The 25303-nt window shown below is 64.1% G+C and carries 10 protein-coding genes and 2 pseudogenes; 6 read left to right on the top strand and 6 right to left on the bottom strand.

What is annotated here, in order from left to right:
• Positions 1–128 precede the first annotated feature (128 nt).
• Entirely contained in the window at positions 129–353 is a 225-nt protein-coding gene (locus AC3ISG_RS11645; RefSeq protein ID WP_122536317.1) for a DUF6555 family protein, read from the bottom strand.
• 91 nt (positions 354–444) lie between these two features.
• Positions 445–1299, bottom strand: coding sequence for an OBAP family protein (locus AC3ISG_RS11640; protein WP_122536304.1), 855 nt, complete (start codon positions 1297–1299; stop codon positions 445–447).
• Positions 1300–1741: 442 nt separating this feature from the next.
• Here AC3ISG_RS11640 and AC3ISG_RS11635 point away from each other — a divergent pair.
• A pseudogene (locus AC3ISG_RS11635) lies at positions 1742–1902 on the top strand (con-10 family general stress protein); the annotation flags it as partial.
• A 92-nt stretch (positions 1903–1994) separates the two neighbouring features.
• On the opposite strand, the gene AC3ISG_RS11630 reads toward AC3ISG_RS11635, so the two are convergent.
• Complete coding sequence (locus tag AC3ISG_RS11630; protein WP_122624102.1) at positions 1995–2267, bottom strand: hypothetical protein; 273 nt, start codon at positions 2265–2267, stop codon at positions 1995–1997.
• A 112-nt stretch (positions 2268–2379) separates the two neighbouring features.
• Positions 2380–2907, bottom strand: coding sequence for a hypothetical protein (locus AC3ISG_RS11625; protein WP_489299331.1), 528 nt, complete (start codon positions 2905–2907; stop codon positions 2380–2382).
• Between the two features lie 379 nt (positions 2908–3286).
• Between AC3ISG_RS11625 and AC3ISG_RS11620 the strand changes: the two genes are divergently transcribed.
• Entirely contained in the window at positions 3287–5239 is a 1953-nt protein-coding gene (locus AC3ISG_RS11620) for a putative bifunctional diguanylate cyclase/phosphodiesterase (protein WP_489299330.1), read from the top strand.
• Positions 5240–5586: 347 nt separating this feature from the next.
• Here the strand turns inward: AC3ISG_RS11620 and AC3ISG_RS11615 are convergent.
• A pseudogene (locus AC3ISG_RS11615) lies at positions 5587–5781 on the bottom strand (helix-turn-helix domain-containing protein); the annotation flags it as partial.
• Positions 5782–6398: 617 nt separating this feature from the next.
• Between AC3ISG_RS11615 and AC3ISG_RS11610 the strand changes: the two are divergent.
• The 4 genes from AC3ISG_RS11610 to AC3ISG_RS11595 all read left to right on the top strand — a co-directional run bounded on the left by AC3ISG_RS11610 (position 6399) and on the right by AC3ISG_RS11595 (position 24506).
• On the top strand, positions 6399–19529 hold the full coding sequence (locus AC3ISG_RS11610; RefSeq protein WP_489299329.1) for a BapA/Bap/LapF family large adhesin: 13131 nt from the start codon (positions 6399–6401) through the stop codon (positions 19527–19529).
• Positions 19530–19690: 161 nt separating this feature from the next.
• On the top strand, positions 19691–21145 hold the full coding sequence (locus tag AC3ISG_RS11605; RefSeq protein ID WP_489299508.1) for a TolC family outer membrane protein: 1455 nt from the start codon (positions 19691–19693) through the stop codon (positions 21143–21145).
• Entirely contained in the window at positions 21142–23301 is a 2160-nt protein-coding gene (locus tag AC3ISG_RS11600; protein WP_205483263.1) for a type I secretion system permease/ATPase, read from the top strand. Before AC3ISG_RS11605 ends, AC3ISG_RS11600 begins: the two co-directional genes overlap by 4 nt.
• A complete protein-coding gene (locus AC3ISG_RS11595; protein ID WP_172612311.1) occupies positions 23298–24506 on the top strand; it encodes a beta-barrel domain-containing protein in 1209 nt (402 codons plus the stop codon). Before AC3ISG_RS11600 ends, AC3ISG_RS11595 begins: the two co-directional genes overlap by 4 nt.
• On the opposite strand, the gene AC3ISG_RS11590 is transcribed toward AC3ISG_RS11595, so the two are convergent.
• Positions 24507–25103 (bottom strand): trypsin-like peptidase domain-containing protein, encoded by a 597-nt coding sequence (locus tag AC3ISG_RS11590; protein WP_489299328.1) that lies wholly within the window; start codon positions 25101–25103, stop codon positions 24507–24509. It abuts the gene before it with no gap.
• Positions 25104–25303: the final 200 nt, after the last annotated feature.

Here is a 25303-nt window from a genome sequence, read left to right as displayed (position 1 = left end):
TATGAAGATCAAAAGCAGATCAACGGCTTCCCGGCTGAAGCCGGTCCCACTGACCGCACGGGATTCTTTTAGTGGGACCGGCTTTAGCCGGGAATGCGCGCGCGTGAACACCCTCTACTTTCACTGCCTTACGCCGGCTTCCAGGTCACGGCATCGATGCCCAATCGTTCGGCCTTGGGCTTGGACAGTTTGATGGCTCTGTCGCTCCGGTATTTGGGGATGTCGGCCACGCCAGCGTCGACTGCAGCCCAGTGCCACGCCTCAGCGTTGTCCATTTGCTTGGCGCACACGTAGAACCACCGTGGCTTGCCATGGAAAAGGTATTCGATGCGGTAGTGTTGGGTATGTTGCATGGTCTTGATCTCGTTCACAGGATCGGTTTCGTGGTTTGGTTTCCATTGTGGGTGGACGACTGACTCACCGCAGGGGGGTTAACGCTGCAGACTAGGGATCCGCCTGGGGCGCGGCGGATCGACTATTGGTGCCAGGGGGCGAAGGTTTGCCCGGCTGCATGACGTGGCCGCGACCGGTAGGGTCTGCCAACTGCACTGCATCGCCGTGCTGCCAGGCATCGGCGCCCTTGAGCACCGGCTGGACCTGTATGTCCGCGCGTTCCGAGCGTTTCTTTTCGGTATCGATGGCCATGCGGCGGTTGCGCTGCTCAACCATGGCAGGGTCTGCTTGGCCGTCGGCAGTAAAGCCCATCATCAATTGCGGGACGCCCAATGGCAGGCGTTTGTCCTGATCGGTGTGCCAGGTGTGCCAGGTTTTGCCATAGGTATTGGCAAGCTTGGCCATCAACGCGTGTTCGGCACTGGCGGGAATACCCGGCGCCACCAGTTGCCCCGACTTCACTTCGTGGGCGTGGCTGTGCCAGAGCCGCTTCTCGCCCTCGGGCAGCTGATTGAACAAGTCAGCGCTGATGATGTACTCGACGCCCATCAACTTGGCGTCTCGCACGTTGCCATCGTAGATCACGCACTGAATGAACTCTTCACTGAGCACAGAGCAGTAGTGATGGGCTTCCATCTGCACATCGGGATGACCGTTATAGAAATGAAAGCCATCCAGATAGGCGTTCAGCGCCTCGACGGGCGGACGCGACTGCAAGGTGGCGGCGCCTGCATCGAGAACGCTGAGGGTTGCACTGGTTGGCTTGCCGGGACTCGGCACACTTGAGCGAGTGTCATCACCTGCGCAACCGGTTAACACCAGGCCGGCCAGTGCCGCCGATAGCGCCAGCCTCGGGCTGACCCGGACTGCATTACTCACCAATACCCGTTCAGGGAATAACCGCATTGGAAGTCTCCATAGCTGAGGCCTCAGGCTTTCAAGGGCGGCTTCGTGCCGCGTTATAACTGGGCGGTAAACCCATTGAATCGAGGAGCTGCTTTAAAGCCGGCGCAGACAATGCGCCGGTAAAGGATGGACCGGCCGACAATCGCGGATGTTCATCGTAAATTTCAAGATTGGAGACGAGCGGCTAATAAGGAGTACCAACTGCTTAGTGCGAGTTATTGAACTAACAATGCGTTCATAACGCGAGCGGGTGTGAATCATTCATTTGGATAGGGGGAAAGCAGCGTCAACGAGTGCTTCACGCCACTCATCCGCCATTCATCAAACCTTCTCAACGATTAAATATTGAAGCGCATCGGATTAGTTGTCCGTCGGATATACCGGGCGCCATCTCATTAGTTGATATCGGAGAGCCATCATGACAACCGCCAACAAAAATCCGGGTAATTTTGCCAACGATCGTGAGAAGGCCTCTCAGGCCGGGAGAAAAGGCGGCCAGGGGTCCGGGGGCAACTTCGCCAACGACCGCGTCAAGGGCTCCGAAGCGGGGAAAAAGGCGGCCAGAACAGCCATGGCGGAGGTCGTCGATCATCTGCCGATTAAGTAGCGCGACCTGCCTGAAGGGCGGTCCCGCCGCCCTATTCGCTACCGGTCATTCCGTCGTCCGCCTGTGACCCCGAGCCAGGGTACGGTAGTTACGCGGGCTCTCCCCCTGCAATACGCTCAGCCTGATCGCGCCCTCGGACGAGCCCCTGCTCGACGGTCCAGTCAGAAGCTGGAAGTCTCTCTAACGCTTCGACCACTCTTTCGCCGTCCGCAGCATAAACGCACACCAGTACTTCAACGGCCTCTTCATGGGCACGCGCACGAACTTCCAGCTGACAGCCGTTTTCCGCCGCCTCACTGTACGACTCGTCGTCGGCCGTTAGTTGCACCCACTGCTGATAAACATCACCACGATCAAACATGAAAAGCTCCCTGGTTCGGCTGTAAATGAGTGTTGATACTTATTAAAACCCGATGCCCCTTCCTGTACCTGACCGCTGCATGAGCTGGCAGCGGCACGCTGAAGGACTGCCGTCACTTCCAGCCCAACTGCTTCTGGATATCACGGCGATAAGGGGTGTCGATCTGGGCCGGTACTTGGCGGATGTAATCCCGGGCATGTTCGAGTTTCTCCCCCGTCAGGCTTCGCAGGTACGCAACAGCGTCCTCGCTCGTCGGCAAATGCCCCTCGCTGTGAAGGCGCGGCGGGAGTGCTGTCCAGACCAGCGCATCGACCTGGCGCTCCCTCGCCCACTGAGCCAGCGGGCCCGTTGAAGACCCATGCGCCCGATACACGCCGATACCGTCTTCGCGTTGTGCCGGGATCTGCTCACGCTCACGCAGCGCACTGCACGCCTGCTCAAGTGATTCGGTGGCCAGGACCGTCCACAAGACCCGGCATGGCGATGCGTTGAGACAGATTGCAGTGGCCAGCTCACCGCCGTCACCTATCCGCGAGAATTCGACTGGCAACGCCGGCCCATCCATGAACCACTCACTGGCGATCGGCAGTGCGTCCGGCTTCCATATCAATGAGCCCCAACCCAGACAGGCAATCACCATTGCTTTTGCATCCTTCCCAAGGTTTGCACGACGTTTATTACGGTGGGACTTTCATGCCCGCCACGCGCCCGTGCGTTACGCATGCCCTGTTGGGCACGGCATCGCTGAAAAAGGTCAGTTTTTCGCAGTCGGCCGGCGCGGGTGACCGCTTATTCCCTGCGCCTCCCGATGCCATGAAATCTGCCAGGAGGCTGTCCATCCATTCCTTACACTCACAGCGACCCCATGCCGGGTGGCCAATCGCCCGGCGTCTCAACCGCTGCGCTGGCTATAGAAACCAACCCCGCCGCCGATATCCTCTGACAGTCATCACGTTCTGCAGCGCTGCAAGTTGTGGGGTTCGCCGTTTTTTCTTATTGCGCGCGTTAGGTTCCTAGTCATGAAATTCCCGTCTTTAGATCGATTGAAAGCGCTGGTCTGCGTCCAGCAGGACAACACCCGTCTGATGGAGGCGCAATACATCGCGCTGTCCCGACAGCTGCCCATGATGTACGTGATTCTGCTGATCAACACCCTCGCCCTCGCGGCCACCCATTACGGTATTGCTCCGAAGTGGCTGACGGTTTACATCCCGTTGCTGTTGACCCTGATAGGCGGCCTGAGGGCAGTGCTCTGGTGGCAGAGCCGTGGTCAGCCCATCACCTCAGAGCAGATCTTCAAAAAACTGACACGCACCAATCAGCTCACGGTGTTCATCGCGTTCGGTTTCACGATCTGGGCGCTGCTGCTGTTTCCCTACGGCGATACGTACACCAAGTCCCATGTCGCCTTCTACATGGCGATCACGGTGATCGTCTGCATCTTCTGCCTGATGCACCTGCCCTCCTCGGCGATGATGACCACGGCAGTGGTCAACATCGCCTTCGTGGCGTTTTTTGCCAGCGCCGGCAACGCCACGTACACCGCCATGGCCGCCAACGTGTTTCTCGTTTCGCTGGCGATGATCGTGGTTCTGCAGAACCACTACGGCGAGTTCACCCGGCTGGTGAACATGCAGATACGCACAGAGAAGCTCAGCGACGACAACCAGCGACTGGCCAACGAAGACAGCCTGACCGGCCTGCCCAACCGACGACAGTTTTTCGCCTTGCTCGACCGTGAACTCGACCACGCGCGGCAGGACGAAACGAAGCTGGCCGTGGGGATGATCGACCTGGACGGCTTCAAACCGATCAATGACTCCTACGGCCACGGCGTGGGAGACAAACTGCTGCGTCAGGTCGGCCAGCGCCTGCGCGCGTTTGCCAGTGAGCAGTTGCACGTGGCCCGGCTGGGCGGCGACGAGTTCGGCCTGATCATCGTCAGGGCCGACGATCAAAACGAACTGATCAAACAAGGCCAGTCACTCTGCCGCACGATGCACCAGCCCTTCACCATTGGCGATATTCAGGTCAGCATCAGCGCATCCATGGGACTTGTCGTGTTTCCGGACCTGGCGAGCACCTCAACCGAAGCTTACGAATTCGCTGACTACGCGCTCTACACCAGCAAGCGGGAAACACCCGGCGAGCTGTGTATCTTTTCCGCCAGCCAGCATCAGCGTCTCAAACGCGACGTGATGACCGAGCAGGGCCTGCGCCAGGCCGACGTCGCCGAGGAGTTCACCCTGGTGTTTCAGCCCATCGTCGACATCCGCACCTCGCGCACGGTGGGGTTCGAAGCGCTGGCCCGATGGGTGAGTCCGAAGCTGGGCAGCGTCGCGCCGGGGCATTTCATTGGCGTGGCCGAGCGGATTGGCCTGATCAACCGCCTGACGCCGGTGCTGCTGGAAAAAGCCCTGCACGCGGCGCAGTTATGGCCGGCCGATATCAGGCTCGCGTTCAATTTGTCGGCCCACGATTGCTCGTCCATGGACGCCGTTGAACAACTGATCACCGTCATCCGCCAGAGCGGGTTCGACGCCACGCGACTGGATCTGGAAATCACCGAAACCGCCGTTATCAAGGACCTCGTGCAAGCGCAGAGGTCCATCAACGCGTTCCGTGAACTGGGCTGCGGTATTTCTCTGGACGACTTCGGCACCGGCTACTCAAGCCTGAGTCAGCTTCACGCCCTGCCGTTGACCAAGCTGAAAATAGACCGCTCGTTCATCACCGACATTCACCAGAACGCCGCGAGCTTCAAGATCGTCAAATCGCTGTTGGCGCTGAGCCAGGACATGGACCTGCAGTGCGTCAGCGAGGGCGTCGAGACCGAAGCGGAACTGCAGGCCTTGCGGACCCTGGGCTGCACGCTGGTTCAGGGCTACCTGTTTTCACGACCGATGCCCCTTGAGCAGACCCTGCAGTGGCTCGGCTCGCCGGAGGAGCCTGCAGTGGCAGTTGTTGTGTGAAGGGCAGCGGCGCTCATTGCCACTGACAGGATGACAACCCGCGGCGTTAATCAGGCGCTGCGCTGGACTTTCATCATGGCCAGGCCGATGAAGCGTCGAGAGTCTTCCTGAAAGTCTCGCACCTGGGCGGCGAATTGCTCTTCGCGGACATCCACGTGGCGGGTGCTGAAACACGTGGCGACGTCGGCGATGACCTGCGTCGTGTCGTTGAGGGTCTGGTGCAGCGTGACCAGGATTCCCACCGCGTTACGGTTTGAAATGATGACGTCGCGGTTACTGCTGATCAGTGCCCTGGTCGGAGACGACTGATCTTCGGCGCCAGGTCCGTTCACCGAGCCTAAAAGGCTGGTACCGGAAAACAGGTAATGAACATCGACCCCGGCGTCGCAGACGCGCTGGAGATAGTCGGCTTTGGGTGATCGATGGCCACTTTCGTAATGACCTTGAGCGTTAGGTTCGACGCCACCAATTCTGGCGAACGCGATTTGCGTCAGGCCTAACCGTTTGCGTTCTTTTCTCAAACGCGTGCCAAGCTGTTCCATGAGCAAACTCCTGCTGAATTCACGCCACGCGATGGACCGGTGGGTGCAATGGGGGGCTGGAGTGCGAGCTTCCTGGGTTAGCGAAATAGCCTCGTACAGGGGGGACTCGCCACCTTACAGCGTTTGCAACATGAGTGAACAAGTATTTGGCTGGCGTCCCACTGTGCGTTTTTCGAACGCCCACCTCCCCCGATCTCCCGTTGCCAGATTAAAACAAAGGTATCCCTACGCGCGTTCTTGCATCCAGGTGAATGTGGGTTGCTGGATTGACCAAATCCCCGGCGCCATTGTGACTCCTCCACCAATCGACCTCGCAGATAGCAAACGTTTTCCCCCCATACGGAGGAATTTGCGCAAACGGGCCGACGACCGGTAGATCACTATCTAACGCAGAAAATACCCTTATTTTTCAATCACCTGAAAGTGAGAGCTTTTTATGAACAGATAAACGTCAAACTATTTTCCATTGATATTGAGGGGTTCCATTCTAAATTACTGGCAAACGGCTTTCATTGTAAGAAACAAAGTTGCGCCTGATTAGCTAGGTCAGGCGGCTGGTATGACACGCCATTAAACGCGTTGTTGTAGTGCTAAAAGCGAAGAAAAGGACTGTCAGAATGGACAATATCGTTGTCGCCAATAAAGCAACCTCCGAACTAACTGCCAAAGCCTGGGGAAATCTGTCACTCGATACACCGTCAGTTGTTCAAATGCCTGTTCCTCCCAGTCAAGTGTCCTCGGTCTCCCGCAATGGGCAAGATCTGGTGGTGAACTTGAAGAATGGCGAACAGATCAAAGTCGCCAACTTCTTCAACACCGCGCCCGAAGGTCCCAACAACGACATGGTGTTCCAGGGTGAAGACGGCACCCTTTGGCAAGCCCAATACGACACTCAGTCCTTCAACGGTTTTACCTTCGACGAAGTCAACTCCCTGGATGAACTCATCGCAGACGCCGGCGTGGTCGGCGGGTCGACGCCTACGTTTGCGATCGCCGGGCTCGGCCTGTTGGGCGCCGGCGGTGCAGCGGCAGCGGCAGGCGGCGTTGCGGGCGGCGGCGGCGGGGGCGGCGGTGGAAACGCCGCAGACACTTCGGCACCCGTGGCCCCGGGCAACCTGCTCGTCAGTGCGGACGGCACGTTACTCACCGGCACCAGTGAGGCCGGCGCAACCATCCAGGTTCGAAACACCGCCGGCACCTTGCTGGGCAGCGGTGTCGTGGCACCTGACGGCACGTTCAGTGTGACGCTCAATCCGCCGCAAACCAATGGGCAGCCTTTGGCAGTGAGCGCCACCGATGCCGCAGGCAACGTATCCCCTTCCACTCAGGCACCAACGCCCGATACCGACGGCGGGACACCCCCGGGCCAAGGCCCAGACACGACACCTCCAGCTGCGCCGGCCAACCTGGCGGTCAACCCCACCGGCGACCGGTTGACCGGTTCCGGCGAAGTCGGCGCGACCATTCAGGTGCGTGCCGCCGATGGCACCTTGCTGGGCAGCGGCATCGTCGCAGCCGATGGCACCTTCAGCCTCACACTCAGTCCTGCGCAAACCGATGGTCAGTCACTGACCGTCAATGCGGTCGATGCCGCCGGCAATGTCTCCCCGCCTGCTCAAGCGCAGGCGCCGGACATCGACGTCACCCCACCGGTCGACACCACCGCGCCCAACGCGCCGGGCAACCTTGTGGTGAGCGCCGACGGTACGCGCGTCACCGGTTCCGGCGAAGTCGGCGCGACCATTCAGGTTCGCGGCGCCGACGGCACCTTGCTGGGCAGCGGCATCGTCGCGGCAGACGGCACCTTCAGCCTCACGCTGAGCCCGGCGCAAACCGATGGGCAGTCGCTGACTGTGAGCGCGGTCGACGCCGCCGGCAATGTCTCCCCCCCTGCTCAAGCGCTGGCGCCAGACATCGACGTCACCCCACCGGTCGACACCACCGCGCCCAACGCGCCGGGCAACCTTGTGGTGAGCGCCGACGGTACGCGCGTCACCGGCTCGGGCGAAATCGGCGCGACCATTCAAGTTCGCGCCGCCGACGGCACGTTGCTGGGCAGCGCCATCGTCGCAGCAGACGGCACCTTCAGCCTCACGCTGAACCCTGCGCAAACCGATGGGCAGTCGCTGACGGTCAATGCGGTGGACGCCGCCGGCAATGTCTCCCCCCCTGCTCAAGCGCTGGCGCCGGACATCGACGTCACGCCACCGGGCGGCGATGTCACACCTCCCAATGCGCCTGCTGGCATCGCGATCAGCGGCAATGGCTCGATTGTCAGCGGCCGCGGCGAACCTGGCAGCACTGCCAGCGTGATAGACGCCAATGGCAATGTGCTCGGTAGCGCTATCGTGGGGACTGACGGGCTATTCAACATCAATCTCGGCGCCCCGCAAAATGCCGGGCAAGTCCTGCAGGTCACCCTCACCGATGCGGCTGGCAACACCTCCGCCAACGTACCACTGCAAGCACCGGACACCACGCCGCCGGTGGCACCCTTGGCTTTGGTTCTGTCGGCTGACGGCCTGACCCTCACCGGTCGTGCCGAAGCGGGCGCCCGCGTGCTTGTGCGCAATGCGTCGGGTGCGGTCATCGGCGCCTCCCGCGCTGGTGTGGACGGCACATTCAGCGTGAGCCTCGATACCGCACAGATCAACGGCGAGACACTCAACGTCAGTATCACGGATTCGGCCGGCAACACTGCCTCGGCCGAGCTGAACGCCGCCGACACCACGCCACCCGCCCAAGTCGCCGATGTGGTGATCAGCGCAGACGGCACCCAGGTCTCAGGCAAGGGAGAAGCTGGCGCGACGGTCACCCTCGTCGCCAACGGCACGCCCATCGGTACGGCGGTGGTCGGCGCCAACGGCACCTTCGCTACCACGCTGGCACCGCCGGTCAATCCAGGTGATCAGGTGCAAATCAGCCAGACCGACACCGCAGGCCTTGCGTCCCCCGTGCTGGTGGTCACGGCGCCTGACGCCAGTGGTCCGGCAACGCCTTCGGGCCTGGTCATCAGTGGCGACGGCACGCAGCTGACCGGGACCGCCAGCGCCGGTTCGGTGGTCCAGGTGCGCGACCCCAACGGCGTGCTGCTTGGCAGTGCAACCGTCGGCAGCAACGGCAGCTTTACCGTCGCCATCACCCCGGCCCAGGCCAATGGCGAAGTGCTCGACGTGGTGGCGGTCGACGGTCAGGGCGAGAGCTCGGTCACCGTTCCCGTCACCGCCCCCGACATCACCGGCCCGACTGCCGCCACTGATCTGGCTGTGGCGAACAACGGCCTGACCCTGACCGGCCGTGGCGAACCGGGCTCGACCGTTTCGGTGCGTGACGCCCAAGGCAACGTCATCGGAACGGGCGTGACGTCCGCGACCGGCAATTTCACGGTCAGCCTCGCTTCGGCGCAAACCAACGGTCAGGCGCTGCAAGTCGTGCTGAGCGACGCAGCCGGGAATCCATCGCCCGTTGCGCCCGTCAGCGCGCCGGACCTCAACGGCCCCCTGCAACCCTCCGCCATCGGCCTTGACGTCGGCGGCACAACGCTGACCGGCATCGGCGAGGCCGGTTCGACGATCACCGTCACCACCGTCGGCGGTACCGTGCTTGGCACGGCCATCGCCGCCGCCGACGGGCGCTTCAGCGTGACGTTGAACAGCCCGCAGAACAATGGCCAAACCCTGCTGATCGGCGCCAGTGACAGCACCGGCAACCCGGCTTTGCCCGTAACCTTTGTCACCCCGGATACCCAGGCGCCCGCTGCGCTGACCAACGTCGCCCTCGACGGCACTGGCCTGATCCTGACCGGCACCGCCGAGTCGGGCGCTGCTGTGACGGTGCGTGATGCGGCGGGCACTATCATCGGCAGCGGCCAGGCGGGTGTCGGCGGTAGTTTTACCCTCATCCTGACGGCGGCGCAGACCGACGGCCAGCTGTTGCAGGTCACCCAGGCCGACGGCGCGGGCAACCAGTCCCTGCCCGTCCCCGTCACGGCGCCGGACCTCAGCGCACCGCCGCCTTTGACCAACCTTGATCTGTCGGCAAACGGTCTGATCGTCACCGGCAGCGGCCAGGTCGGTGCCACCGTCACCGTTAGAAATGCGTTGGGCGGCACGCTGGGCAGCGCCGTGGTCGGCAGCGACGGACGTTTCGAGGTGACCCTGTCCAGCGCGCAGATCAACGGCCAGAATCTCAGCGTTACCCAAGTCGATGGATCGACCCTGGCCTCTCCGGCGGTTCCCTTGCTGGCTGCGGACATCCAGGCACCGGACGCGCCCACCGCGCTCACCCTGAGCGCCAACGGCCTGACGCTGAGCGGCCAGGGCGAACCCGGCGCCACCGTCAGCGTGCGCGACGCCAGCGGCAACGTGCTGGGCATCGCGACGGCGGACCCGGCAACCGGTCGCTTTGACGTCCCGCTGAACGCGGTTCAGGCCGACGGCCAGGTCCTGCTGGTCAGGCAGAATGACGCAACGGGCAACCTCTCCCCCGCGGCCTCTTTAACCGCACCGGACACCACGGCGCCGGCTGCGCCGACCGGAATCACCATCAGCAGCGACGGTGTGACCGTTTCCGGCACAGGCACTCCCGGCGATACCGTGCAAGTGCGCGATGGAAACGGGACCTTGCTGGGTTCGGCCATCGTCGCCAGCAACAACAGTTTTGTGGTGACCCTGAGTCCGGCGCAGCTGGACGGACAGGTGCTCAGCGTGACTCAGACCGACGCCAGCACCCTGCCCTCGCCGGCAGGTTCCGTCACGGCACCTGACATCACCGCACCGCCAGCACCAAGCGATCTTGATCTGGACGCTAACGGCGTGCTGACCGGGACCACCGTGCCCTTCGGCTCGGTGAACATCCTCGACGCCAATGGCGTCCAGATCGGCACTGCCGTGGCCCTGGCTAACGGGACCTTCACCTTCAATGTCACGCCGATCCTGAGCAACGGCGAGACGGTGCAAGTGGTTGCGACCGATGGCACCAACGACTCGCTGCCCACTGCTGTGCTCGCGCCTGACACCACTCGACCAGTCCCTGTGTCCGATCTGGCGATCAGCCGGGATGGCGACGTGGTTTCCGGTACGGGCGAGCCTGGCACCACCGTCACCGTTCGCGGCCCCGGTCCCGGCAACGTGCTGCTCGGCACCGGCACGGTTGGCCAGGATGGCAGCTTCGTCATCGGCCTCAATCCGCCTGCTGCCAGCAACACCAATCTGGAGGTCATCAGCACCGACGCCAGTGGCAACGCCTCCACCGCCGTCATCCTCCCAGGGCCGGACGGCACGCAGCTGGCGACCCCCAGTGATATGGCCATCAGCAGCGACGGTTTCATTCTCACCGGCGCCGCCACCCCAGGCAGCACAGTCAACATTCTCGACAGCAACGGCGCCAGCCTGGGCAGCGGCAGGGTCAACAGTTTCGGCCGTTTCAGCATTCTCATGCGGTTCGCGCAGTTGAATGCTCAAACACTGCATGTCACCTCGACCGATGACGCGGGCCAGACTTCGGTGACCGCCCTGGTGGTGGCCAACGACCTGACAGCCCCCGAAGCGCCGACCAGCATCACCATCAGCCCGGATGGCAGCGTGGTCTCGGGCCGTGGCGAAGCCGGCTCGACGGTGGCCATCACCAACAGCAGCGGCACGTTGCTGGGTTCCGGCACCGTGGCGCCCAACGGCACTTTCGCGGTCATCGTGACGCCGTCGCAGCTGGGCGGCCAACCGCTGACGGCCACGCAAACCGACCTGGCGGGCAACGTCTCGCAAACCGGGGCCGTTATTGCCCCGGACCTGACCCCACCCGACGCCGCCACCGGTCTGACCATCAATAACGTCGGCACCGTGGTCGATGGCGTTGGCGAAGCTGGCGCGACCGTCACGGTCCGCGACGCCGCAGGCAACATTCTCGCCACCGGCATCGTCAACCAGAGCGGCCAGTTCCAGGTGACCCTGCCCAACGCCGTCACAACCGGCGCGCCGCTCACGGTCACCCTGACCGACGCGGCGGGTAACGTGTCGGCCGGCGCCAGCCTGACAACCGTGGACACCACGCCACCGGCCCTGCCGCAGAACCTGCTGATCAGCGCCACCGGCAGCACCCTCACCGGTACCGGTGAGGCCGGCGCGACCGTCAGAGTCCTCGACGCCAGCGGCACGCAGCTTGGCACCGCGCTGGTGGCCAGTGACGGCACCTTCACCGTGACCCTCGCCCCCGCGCCCGACAATGGCCAGGCCCTCGACATCAGCCAGACCGACCCGAGCGGCAACGTCTCGCCGTCGGCGAACCTCACGGCGCCGGATATCAGCCCGCCTGCCGCGCTCACTCAGGTGTCGGTGAACGCCGACGGCCTGACGGTGGTTGGCCGTGGCGAACCCGGCGCAACGGTGTCGGTGCGTACGGCCGGCGGTGCCCTGCTGGGCACGGCGCTGGTGGCGGCGAACGGCGCGTTCAGCGTGACGCTGAGCACGGCGCAGATAAACGCCGAAGTCTTGACCGTCACCCAGGAAGATCCGCCCGGCAACGTCTCGACGGCGGTTAACGTGACATCTGTTGACCTGACTGCACCGGACAGCCCGACCGCCCTGCTGCTCAGCGGCAGCGGCGTGCAACTGGCAGGGAACGCCGAAGCCGGCAGCACCGTGACCGTGCGCGACGCCGCGGGCAATGTCCTGGGTTCTGGCGTTGCCGGGACCAATGGCGTGTTCCAGGTCAGCCTGTCCGGTCCTCAACTCAATGGCCAGCGCCTGACCGTCACGGCCACCGATGCGGCTGGCAACGTCTCGGTGCCCGCGCCTTATCAGGCCGCTGACACCGTGGCGCCCTCCGCGGCCAGCAACCTGGCCATCAGCGCCGATGGCCTGACCCTGGGCGGTAGCGGCGAGGCCGGTGCAACGGTGGTCGTGCGCGATGCCAATGGCAACGCGCTGGGCACCGCCACTGTAGCGGCCAACGGCAGCTTTACGGTCGGACTGACCCCTGCGGCAGCGGCCGGCGGCACGTTGACCGTGATTCAGACCGACGCCGCCGGCAATGCGTCCGATGCCGCCACGGTGGTTGCTCCCGGCAATCTCGCGGAACCTGCGCCCGTCAATCTGGCCCTCAGTGCAGACGGCCTGACCCTGACCGGCACCGCCAACGCCGGCAGCACCGTCAGCATCCGCACCGCCTCCGGTGTCCTGCTGGGCACGGCGCTGGTCAATGGCGACGGCACGTTCAGTGCGCAACTGAATGCCGCGCAGCTCAACGGCGAGTCGCTCTCGGCCATTGCCACCTCCAGCGACGGCATCAATTCGCTGGCGACCGGTTACCTGGCAGCGGATGTCACTGCTCCAGCGCCGCTCACCGACCTGGTGCTCACCGCCAATGGCGTGACCTTGACCGGTCAAGGTGAAGCGGGCGCAACGGTCACTGTGCTGGGTGCAGGCGGGTTCATTCTTGGCACCGGGCAAGTGGGTGCCAACGGCAACTTCACCCTGTCGCTGAGCCCCGCGCAAATTGCCGGCCAGTCCCTGAGCATCAGCCAGACCGACGCCGCCGGTAATGAATCGGCCAGCATCGCGCTGACTGCCAGAGACCTGATCGCACCGGATGCGCCGCTCGCCCTGGCGGTTACGCCAGATGGCGCGGTGCTGTCGGGCACCGGTGAGCCGGGCGCGACGGTCAACGTGTCCAACGCCAGCGGCGCCCTCGTCGGCTCCGGCAGCGTGCGCATCGATGGCACGTTCCAGATCACCCTCACCACACCTCAGGCCAATGGCGAACTGCTGGCCGTGACCCTGACCGATGCGGCCGGGAATATCTCCCTGCCCGCCAGCCTGACCTCGGTCGACACCACGGCACCGCTCGCGCTGACCCAGCTGGGCATTTCCAGCGACGGCGCGACGCTGACCGGACGCGGTGAAGCCGGGGCAGTTGTCACGGTCACCAATAGCCTCGGCACTCCGCTCGGCACGGCGACGGTGGGCAGCACCGGGGCCTTCACCCTGGTGCTGGTCCCGGCGCTCTCCAACGCCGAAGTGCTGACGCTGGTGCAACGGGATGCCGTCGGCAACGTGTCACCGCAAGTCAGCCTGACAACGCCTGACTTCACGCCGCCCGATCCACTGGACAACGTGCGCATCAACGCGGCAGGGGCCGTAGTGACCGGCACCGGTGAAGCCGGGGCCACTGTCACGGTCCGCGATGCCGGCGGCACGCTGCTCGGCACCACGCTGGTGCTGGCGGACGGCTCGTTCAGCGTCACACTCTCCACCCCGCAGATCAACAGCCAGGTGCTGAGCGTTCAGCAGGCCGATCCACCCGGCAACGTCAGCGTGCCCGCGACGGTCACCGCCCCCGACCTGACCCCACCGGCGGTCGCCACCGACCTGCAGTTCAATGCCTCGGGCAGTGTGCTCAGCGGCAGCGGCGAGGTTGGCGCAGCCGTGCGCATCACCCTGGCCGATGGCACCCAGGTCGGTACCGGCAACGTGGGCGTCGACGGCAGGTTTCTGATCACGTTGACCCCGCCTCAAAACGCCGGTCAGCCCGTGTTCGTCGTGCTGACTGACGCGGCAAACAATCCCTCGGCTGCGGGTTCCATCGCGTCACCCGACCTGACGCCGCCCGCCGCCGTGACCAACGTTCAGATCGATGACACCGGCGTGGTGGTCAGCGGTCGCGGTGAAGCAGGCGCCAGCCTGTTGATCACCGATGGCGCCGGCAACATTGTCGGCACGGGCGTGGTCGGCGTGGATGGCAATTTCGCGGTCACGCTGTCGGTGCCGCAAAGCAACGGCGAGCTGTTGTCGGTGGTCCAGCGTGATGCGGCGGGCAACCCGTCCACGGGCGCGCCTGTCACGGCGCCGGACTTCACGCCGCCACCGCTGCCGGTGATCACCGGCCTGGTGAACGGGCTGACGCTGAACGGCACCGGCGAAGCGGGCGCGACGGTCAGGGTGACCAGCGCCAGCGGCGTCCTTCTCGGCAGCGCCACGGTGCAGGTCGACGGGAAATTCAGCGTCGCATTGACGTCTGCCCAACTCAACGGCCAGACCCTCAACCTCACCCAGACTGACGTCGCCTCCAACGTCTCCGCCACGCTGGTCTATCAGGTCGACGACGTGACCGATCCGCTCGCCGTCAGCAACCTGTCGGTCAGCGGGGACGGGCTGGTCCTCAGCGGTCGCGGCGAAGCCGGCGCTACGGTCACGGTATCGGTGGCGGGCACCCCGGTGCTCGGCACGGCCATCGTGCGGGCAGACGGCACGTTCAGCGTGCCGCTGTCGATCGCCCAGACCAATGGTCAGTCGTTGACGGTCGTGCAAGTCGACGCCGCGCAGAACGACTCGACGCCGGTGCCGGTCATTGCGCCGGACATCACGCCGCCAGCGGTCCCGGTGTTCGTCTCGCTCAACAGCGACGGCACGATCCTGCAAGTCACTGCCGAACCCAACAGCACCATAGCGGTGACGTCTGCCAACGGAACCCTGTTGGGTTCCGCTCAGGCGAACGCCAATGGGCAGTACTCGATCACGCTGAATCCGGCGCAGATCAACGGGCAGATCATCTCCATCGTGGCGACGGATGCGGCGAACAACCATTCCGCGCCGCTGGTCCAGCAGGTGCCGGACACTCAGGCGCCCGATCCGGTCACCAACGTGGCCATCAGCGCCGATTACCTGCTGCTGGAAGGGCGTGGTGAAGCCGGCGCGCTGGTGACGGTGAAAAACGCTCTGAACATAACCGTCGGCAGCGGGACAGTGGCGGCCAATGGCACGTTCGCGCTGACGCTGAGTGCCGGCATCACCGCCAACGACGTCCTCACGGTCGGTCAGGCAGACGTCACCGGCAACGCCTCCGGGACGTTCAACCTCACCGTTCCGGTAACACCGCCACCGAATGCGCCGACCAATCTGCTGGTCAGCGCCGACGGCCTGACGGTCACCGGCAGCGCCGCAACGGGCACCACCATCACGGTGTACAGCGCCACGGGCGCCGTGCTCGGTACCGCGAATACCACTGCGGGCGGCACGTTCAGCGTCACCCTCAACGCTGCGCAGACCAACGGCGAAAGCCTGGGCGTGACGGCCAGCACTGCGGCGGGCGGCGCATCGCTGCTGGCTGCGGTCGTGGCGGCTGACACCACGCCGCCGGCGGTGCTCGCCGACCTCCAGGTTAACGCCACCGGCACCCTGGTGACCGGTCGAGGCGAAGCCGGGGCCACGGTCACCATCACCACCGGCGGCTCAACGCTCGGCACCGCGCTGGTCAATGCCGGCGGCACCTTTGCACTGACGCTGAGCCCGGCGCAAGCCAACGGCCAGATCCTCAACGCGTTCCAGACCGACGCCGCATCGCAGCCGTCCGCCATCGTGACGGTCACGGCGCCCGACATCACCGCACCGAACGCACCGTTGCAACTGACCCTCAATGGCGCGGGCACCGTGCTGAGCGGGATCGGGGAAGCCGGTGCGACCGTGACGGTGCGCAGCAGCCTCGGCGTCGTACTTGGCACCGCAACGGTTGCCCTGAACGGCACGTTCAACGCCAACCTCTCGGCGGCGCAACTCAATGGCCAGGTGCTGACGGTGAGTCAGCGCGACGTCGCAGGCAACCTCTCGGTGCTCGCCAATGTGACTGCCGTCGACACTACGCCACCCGCTGCGCTGACCAACGTCGCGCTGAATGCCGCAGGCCTGCAGGTCAGCGGCAACGGTGAAGCCGGAGCGACCGTGCGCGTGACCAACGCGGGCGGCGCCGTGCTCGGCAGCGCAGTGGTCAATGCGGCGGGCGGGTTTGTCGTCTTGCTCTCCAGCGCGCAGTTGAATGGCCAGGTGCTGAGCGTCCAGCAAGTGGACGCCGCGAGTAACCTCTCGGCCGTCGCGACGGTCAACGCCCTCGACGTTCAAGCGCCAAATGCGCCTTCGGCCCTGTTGCTGGCGGCTAACGGCCTGACCCTGAGCGGCAGCGGTGAGGTCGGTGCGACGGTCAACGTATTCAACGCGGGCGGTACGCTGCTGGGGACCACCACCGTGGGCGTTGGCGGGACGTTCAACCTTACCCTCAATGCCGCGCAGCTCGACGGCCAGGCGCTGACGGTGCGTCAGGTCGACGTCGCCGGCAACGTGTCGGCTGCCGGCAGCCTTCTGGCACCGGACACCACGGCGCCCGGGGCACCAACGACCGTTGCGGTGAATGCCAGCGGTACGGTGGTGACCGGCACCGGTGTCGCAGGTTCCACGGTGACCGTGCGCAATGCGCTGGGCGCTGTCCTCGGCACAACGACCGTGGCCGCCAATGGCAGCTTCTCGGTGGCACTGAACGCCGCGCAGATCAACAATCAAGTGCTGAGCATTACCCAGGCGGACGCGGCGGGGAACGTATCCCTTGCGGTGAGCGCCATCGCGCCTGATCTGACACCCCCTGCTGCCCCCGGCGCGCTGCTGGTCAGCGTCGATGGCCTGACGGTCACCGGCAGCGGGGAAATCGGTTCGACGGTGCAAATCAAATCCGTTGGCGGCGCCGTGCTCGGGACGGGCACCGTCGGCGCCACGGGGCTGTTCAGCGTCACCCTCGCCCCCGCGCAGATCAACGGCGAAACCCTGCTGGTCAGCCTCACCGACATCAGGGGCAATCTTTCCGTGACGGCCAACGTCACCGCGCCGGACATCGACGTCAACACGCCGGTGGTCGCCAGTGACAACCTCGCTACCGCCACGGTCACCCTGGTGCCGGTGAAGACCACACAGAACTTTGCGGACTCCTTCACCACCTTGCTGGCCGGGTTCTCCAAGGCGTTTGTGTTCACCGTCAACAGCGGCACCCGCCTCGATCCGACCCTGACGCTGACCACCGGCAGCCTGGTGTCGCTGCTCGACGGCGTGGTCTATACGCTGCAAGTGAAAAACGCCAGCGGCAACTGGGTGACCCTCGACGTCAACGGCAGCGGCGGGCTGCTCGACCTCGTGGCCCTCACCGGCCAGGGGGTGCGGGTGAACATCGGTGATCTGCTGGGTGGCGATTACCGGCTGATTGTGTCCAGCACCGGCATCGGCGTGGTGACCAACGTCACCACGCAGCTGCAGCTGGACGTCACCAGCCTGACCCAGTTCAACGGGGTGGCCGGTACCGCCGTGACCGGGAACGTCATCACCAACCCGGGCATTGACGGCCAGGCGGATGTCACCGGCCCGGACAACGGGGCCGTGTTGCAGGTGCTGAAAAACGGCAGCTATGTCGCGGCCAGCGCGGGCATCACGGTCCAAGGCCTGTATGGCACGCTCACCATCGACGCCAGCGGCAACTACAGCTACACGCCGAACGGCGCTGTCAACAGTGTCGGCAAAGTGGATGTCTTCAGCTATCAGCTGGTGCACCCGAACGGCCTGAGCGACACGGCCAATCTGTACGTGCGCATCGACAGTCCGCAGGCCACCGAGGTGTGGAGCGACAGTAACCTGGCCAGCCCGGCCTTTTTGGTCGACGCCACCAACGACATCGCGATCAGCGACATCACCCTGGTCAACAAGGAGGTCATCACCACCTCCACGCTGGGCCCGTTCCTTGTGCCACTGCTGGGCGGCAGTGGCTCATGGACCACCAGCGTGGCGGCGGGTGCGATCAGTGACCTGACCGTGGTGGTCAACTCCTCCAACCTGCTCAGCCTGCTCGGGTCGCTGAACCTGGGCCTGTACAAGCTCAACACCACCACCGGCCAATACGTGCTGGTCAAGAGCTATGCCGGCGGCTCGCTGGCGAATCTGGGCGGCGGCAATTACGCCGCGCGCTTCGATGACCAGGGGCCCGGCAGCTATCAGGTCAGACTCGCCGCCGGGGGCATCGGTGTCGCCAGTACGGTCAACATCAGCCTGATCAACGATGCAACCTATACCAATCAGTTCGTCGTCGGCAGCTATACGCCGGTGGCGGGCAACCTGCTCACCGACACTGCCGGCGGCGGTGCTGACGTGCTGGGCTCGGCGTTCACCGTGCTCAACGTGCTGGCGTCCGGCAGTTACGTGACGCCGGGCTACAACGGCACCACGATTGTCGGCACCTATGGCTCGCTGCTGGTGCAGGCCGACGGGCGCTACACCTACACACTGACGCCCGGACAGACGGATGCGGTCATCGGCCGTGAAGACGTCTTCACCTACCAGCTCAAGCACCCCAACGGGACTACCGACACGGCGACGCTGACCATTGATCTGGAACAGGCCGGTGCCGTCGTCACTACCTCGTTTGCGGCGCTGTCCACTGTAGCGAGCGTTGATGATCACAGCGCCACCGCCATTGCCACCACCGGTGCAGAGCTGATTCAGGGCACGGCAGGCAACGACACGCTGGACGGGTCCCATGGCGGTGCCGTCACGCTGCAAGGTGGCGCCGGCAACGACACGCTGATCATCGCTGACCAGCACTTTGCCTCGGTCGATGGCGGCACGGGCACCGACACGCTGCTCTGGGCGGGAGGCGATGCCACCATCAACCTGGGTGATCTGCAGGACCGGATCAACAACATCGAGGTGCTGGACCTGAACCACACCAGTGCCGTCGCGCTGACCATCAGCCTGGCGGACCTGATGTCCATTACCTCGGCAGACAACAACACCTTGCTGATTAAAGGGGGCAGCGAGGATACCGTACACATGACCAACACCTGGGTCGCCGGCGGTGCGCAACAGGCTGATGGTGTCGATTACACCCAGTACACGCCGCAGGAAGATCCAACCCATCATCTGTGGGTGCAGAACGGTATTCACGTCGTTTGATCAGCCCGCCGTCTGGCGCTGCCAGCGGCGGGGTTCAACCGGCCGATCAATGCGCTCGGCCGGTTGATTCATTAAAGGGAAGCTCTGTATTCGTACAGTAAGGAAGCCATGTGGAGCGCGTTCGCAAGCAGAAATGGCCGGCGGTCGTTCTGACCCTCGGCCTGTGTCACCCGATATTCACCGTTGCGCTGGCGGAGGATCAGATTGATCCCGCCCTGCGCAGCATCAGCCCTTCGCGCTTGCAGGCAAAGCCCGCGGATCCGCGGCACAAGGGCGATGGCACTTCAGGCAGTTCCAAAGGCAGTTCCGAAGGCAATGCCAGAGACAATACCAAAGGCGGTTTCGCCCCCGGGGCAGTCATGGTCAAGGAAGACAGCCAGACCCTGGGTCTGGAACAGGCGGTCAGGCTCGCGGTTGACTGGCACCCCAGCATCAGCGAAGCGATCGGCACCTTGTATCAGCAGGCCGAGGGCATCAACGTGGCTGAAGCCGGTTACTACCCGCAGATCTCCGGCGGGATAAAAGGCGGTTACACCAGCGGCTACGGCAGCGACGACGGCAGCCAGTCCGTGAGCATTTCCCTCAAGCAGATGCTGTACGACTTCGGCAAGGTCTCGAATTCAGTCGAGGCGGCCCGGGCCAAGGTGGCGCGCAGTCAGGCCAGTATTCTGCTGACCATCGATCAGGTCAGCCGCGACACCGCATTCGCCTTCATCGAAGTCCAGCGTTATCAGCGTCTGGTGGAGGTCGCCCGTGAGCAGATTCGCGGCATCGGCGACATCGTCGAACTCGCCAGACAGCGCAGCGACATGGGTGCGAGCACTCGCTCCGATGTGGTTCAGGCGCAGTCCCGCGCCGAGGGCGGCATGGCCACGCTGCAAGAGTACAAAGCACTGTATGCGCGCTGGCAGTCGACGTTGACCAACCTGCTCGGGCGGCAGACCCCGCCCCAGGTCAGTGACACGTTCGACACCTCGATGAGCGACGCCTGTAAGGGGCCACTGGGCACCGACGCCCTCCCCGCGGTGCTGCAAGCCGCTGCCCAGCGCACCCAGGCCCAGGCCGAGCTGGCCCAGGCAAAGGCCGAAGCCTACCCGACGCTGTCGTTGCAGCCGTCGATCAACCAGTTTCTGGACGACCATTACGACGACCAGAACACCAGGATCAATCGCACCCAGGCCGGGATCTTCCTCAATCTGGAAGTGCCGATTTACCAGGGCGGCGCCATCAGTGCCCGCAGTCGCGCCGCCAACTACGCGCTGACCGCCGCCGATTCCGCCGAAGACGCCGCCCGTTTGCAGGCGCGGCAAGGGCTCGGCGAAGCCCAGGCCCAGACGTCCGGGCTGACGCGCCGACTCAGTTCGCTCGAATCGCGGCAGACCAGCATCACCGAGGCCCGCGAGTTGTACGGTCGGCAGTACCTGGAACTGGGCACCCGACCGTTGCTCGACCTGCTCAACGCCGAACAGGAAATCCACCAGTCGCGCTTCGACCTGGCCAATACCCAGGCCGACCTGCGCCGTCTGCAAATCGACTGCCTGTACAACAGCGGTGCGCTGCGCCGGGCGTTCGGCATCGATCACAGCACCATCCAGCACGTGGAGATCCTGCCATGACCGAGACCATCGTCATCCCCGAAGCGCCCGCGGCAGGCCCTGATCGTCCGGATTACTCGCCGTGGGTGGAAGCCATCCTCATCGTCGCCCGGCATTACCGGCTGGACGTCTCGCCCGAGAGCGTTCGTCTGGCGTCGACCAACAGCGAGGGCCGCGCCGAGGAAGTGGTGCGACACATGGCGCGTCAGGCGGGCCTGAGCGTCAAGTTCGCCCACTACGACCGTAAAAGCCTGTCGCGCTGGCGCACGCCGCTGCTGGTGCAACTGCGCGACGGCCAGGTCGGCGTGATCGAAAGCGTCAGCGAGCAAGGCGAACTGGGCATCGCCTACAGCGGTGATCAGGGCCTGCAAAGCCGTATCGACCCGGCCGTGCTCGCCGAACAGGCGCTGCGCACGGTGATCCTGCGGCCCATTCAGCCCCTGAGCGACGTGCGCACCGACGACTACATCAAGCCCTACGACGAGCACTGGTTCAGGCGCATCGTCCTCAGTGACCTGCGCCCGTACCGCCAGGTAATGCTGGCGTCGCTGGTCGCGAACCTGCTGGGCATGGCCGGGGTGCTGTTCTCCATGCAGGTCTACGACCGGGTCATTCCGGCCGAATCCCTGCCGACGCTGTATGTGCTGTTCGGTGGCGTCATGCTCGCGCTGGTGTTCGACTTCGTGATGCGCATCATGCGTCTGCGCATCACCGACGTCATGGGCAAGCGCGCCGACCTGCGGGTCTCGGACCTGGTGTTCGGCCACGCCCTGCGCCTGCGTAACTCGGCCCGGCCGAAGTCCACCGGTTCATTCATTTCGCAATTGCGCGAGCTGGAGCAGATCCGCGACCTGATCACCTCAAGCACGGCAACGGCGCTGGCGGACATGCCGTTTTTCTTCCTGTTCCTGCTGGTGTTCTACCTGATTGGCGGGCCCCTGGTGCTGATTCCTCTGGTTGCGCTGGTGGCGATGGTGCTGCCCGGCATCCTCGCCCAACGCAAGCTGGCACGGCTGGCCAATGCGTCGATGCGCGAAGCCGCGCTGCGCAACGCCATGCTGGTGGAAACCGTGCAGGGCATGGACGACATCAAGGCGCTGCAGGCCGAGCAACGCTTTCAGCAGCAGTGGAATCATTACAACGCTGCGTCCGCCGACAGCAGCCTGAAACTGCGTTCGCTGACCAACAGCCTGGTGGCCTGGACCCAGAACGTGCAGGGCGCGGTGTTCGCCGTGGTCATCGTGTTCGGTGCGCCGATGGTGATTGCCGGCGACCTCACCACCGGCAGCCTGGTGGCGGCCTCGATGCTGGCCTCGCGGATGATGGCGCCGATGGCGCAACTGACCCACGTGCTGACCCGCTGGCAACAGGCAAAAGTCGCGCTGCAAGGGCTCAATCGGTTGATGCAGATGCCGGTCGATCATCCCGAAGGCAGCCAACGTGTGCATCTCCCGTCCATTCGCGGGGATTACGTGCTGCGTCAGGCCGGCTTCAAGTACAGCGAAGAAGCATCGCCTGCCTTGAGCGGCATCAACCTGAAGATTCGCCCGGGCGAGCGCGTCGCCATTCTCGGGCGCAACGGCGCGGGCAAGTCGACACTGCTGCAGGCGCTGGCGGGTTCAATGGATTTGTCCAGCGGCGAGACCACCGTGGACGGCATCTCCCTCGCTCACCTGGACCCGGCCGACCTGCGCCGGGACGTCGGGCTGATGTCGCAGCAGGCGCGGCTGTTTCACGGCACGCTGCGGGACAACCTGACCCTCGGCGCGGGCCAGGCCAGCGATCAGGAAATCATCGCCGCCCTGGCAGTGACCGGCGCGCTGGAGTTTGTCCGCCAGATGCCCAAAGGCATGGACCACCTGATTCTCGAAGGGGGTTTGGGCCTGTCCGGCGGCCAGCGCCAGAGCCTGCTGCTGTCACGCCTGCTGATTCGCCAGCCCCAGGTGCTGCTGCTGGACGAACCCACGGCGTCACTGGATGACATCACCGAACGCCAGTTGCTGGAAAAACTCTCGACCTGGTGCCAGGGCCGCACGCTGATCGTCGCCACCCACCGGGTCAGCCTGCTGCAACTGGTGGAACGGATCATCGTGCTGGACAACGGCCGCATCGTCATCGACGACCACCGCGACGCCGCCCTCACCCGACTCAAGCAGCCGCAAGGAGCGCAGGCATGAACGCATTGACCACCGAACAAACGCCTCGGCTCGGTGACCAGATCACCTACCTCGATGGCCAGGACGAGCGCAGCATCACCGGGAGCGTGCGGGTGATCTGGGTCTGCGCGCTGATGCTGGCGTGCTTCGTCGCCTGGGCGGCCTGGTTTCAGGTCGTGGAAGTGTCCACCGGCACCGGCAAGGTGGTGCCCAGCTCCAGGGAGCAGCTGATTCAATCCATGGAGGGCGGGATCATCAAGGAGCTGAATGTCAGCGAAGGCACGCTGGTCGAGCGCGGCCAGGTGCTGGCGCAGCTGGATGCGGTCAAGAGTGAATCGAACGTAGGTGAGAGTGAGGCGAAGTACCGGGCGGCACTGGCCAGCGTCAACCGGCTGCAGGCCGAAGTCAGTGAGAAACCGCTGACCTTCGACGCCTCGCTGGACAAGTACCCCGAGCTGCGTCGTGCCGAAACCGAGCTGTTCAACGCCCGCCGCAAAGGCCTGGCCGAAACGCTGACCGGCATCGAAAGCTCGTTGAAACTGGTGCGCAGCGAGCTGACCATCACCGAGAATCTGGCAAAAATCGGCGCTTCCAGCCGGGTCGAAGTCCTGCGCCTGAACCGCCAGCGCTCCGAGCTTGAGCTGAAGGCCACCGAAGCGCGTTCGGAGTACATGGTGCATGCCCGGGAAGACCTGGCAAAAGCCAATTCCGAAGCGCAGATGCTGTCTTCGGTGATCCGCGGGCGCAGCGATTCGTTGTCACGCCTGACCTTGCGCTCGCCGGTGCGCGGGATCGTCAAGGACATCGAAGTCACCACGATCGGTGGGGTGGTGCCGCCCAATGGGCAGCTCATGCAAATCGTTCCGCTGGATGAGCAACTGCTCATCGAAACGCGCATCTCGCCCCGGGACATCGCCTTTATTCACCCCGAGCAGCAGGCCAAGGTAAAAATCACGGCCTACGATTACTCGATCTACGGCAGCCTCGACGGCAAGGTGGTGACCATCTCGCCGGACACGATTCAGGATGAAGTCAAACCGGAAATCTTCTACTACCGTGTGTTCATCCGCACGGACTCGGACGTGCTGCGCAACAAGGCAGGTAAAACCTTCGCCATCGTTCCGGGGATGATCGCCACCGTGGACATCCGCACGGGTGAAAAGACCGTGCTGGACTACCTCATCAAGCCCCTCAACCGCGCCCGAGAAGCCCTGCGCGAGCGTTGATCAGTTGGCGGCCAGGTTCGTCGGCACGGGCGCGGCCGGCTTGGCCTGGGCCATGTAGCGGGTCCACTCGCGGTTGATCTCGTTGTACGGCAAGAAGATGCTGACGCGGGGCTGGTTGGCCAGGTCAGGGCGCTTGATCCTCGCCAGGTCGTCGGCGGTCAGCAACGCCACGGTGATCCCCACCACCTTGCCGTCTGCCGAAAACACCGGACCGCCGGACATGCCCTTGGCGACCGGGCCGTCATGGGTCCCGTACATCACGTTGCCTTCCTTGACGTCCAGGCGAACCATGGCCGGCAGCGCATGGCCGGTGCCTTTCACTGACATGTAAGCGGAGTTGAAACCCACGGAAGTCAGTTCTTCACCGGGCTGGTACGAGCGCCACATTGGCACGCCGCTGGCCTTGTGCTTGAAGAATTGCACATCGCCCTGCCCCTGGTAGACCGCACCGGATACGTAAGGAAGGTGCTTGACCGTCACGGCATAGTCTTCATTCCACTGGATCGCGGTGCCCATCATCAGATAGGGCAACGGCGCACCGGAGTGGACGACGAAGGCTTGGTCAAATACAGGATCCTGAGTAAAAGCGGTGGGCATTCCGTTGCACCCGCTGATCAGCACTGAGGCTGCAACAAGTGACTTGAAGGGGCGCATGATGTTCCGTGGGTATGAGTGGATGGCGGAGTGAATATGTCATTGAGCCATCACTTACTCAATAGGCTGAGGCTACCGCTCGTCTACTACCGATACATTTAATTCATTGGATCCAACCTGTTTGAATTTATCAGCCGATAGAG

The sequence above is a fragment of the Pseudomonas sp. GL_135 genome (assembly GCF_057834665.1).
The sequence above is the reverse complement of the archived record's forward strand: the minus strand, read 5'-3'. Positions and strand labels throughout refer to the sequence as shown.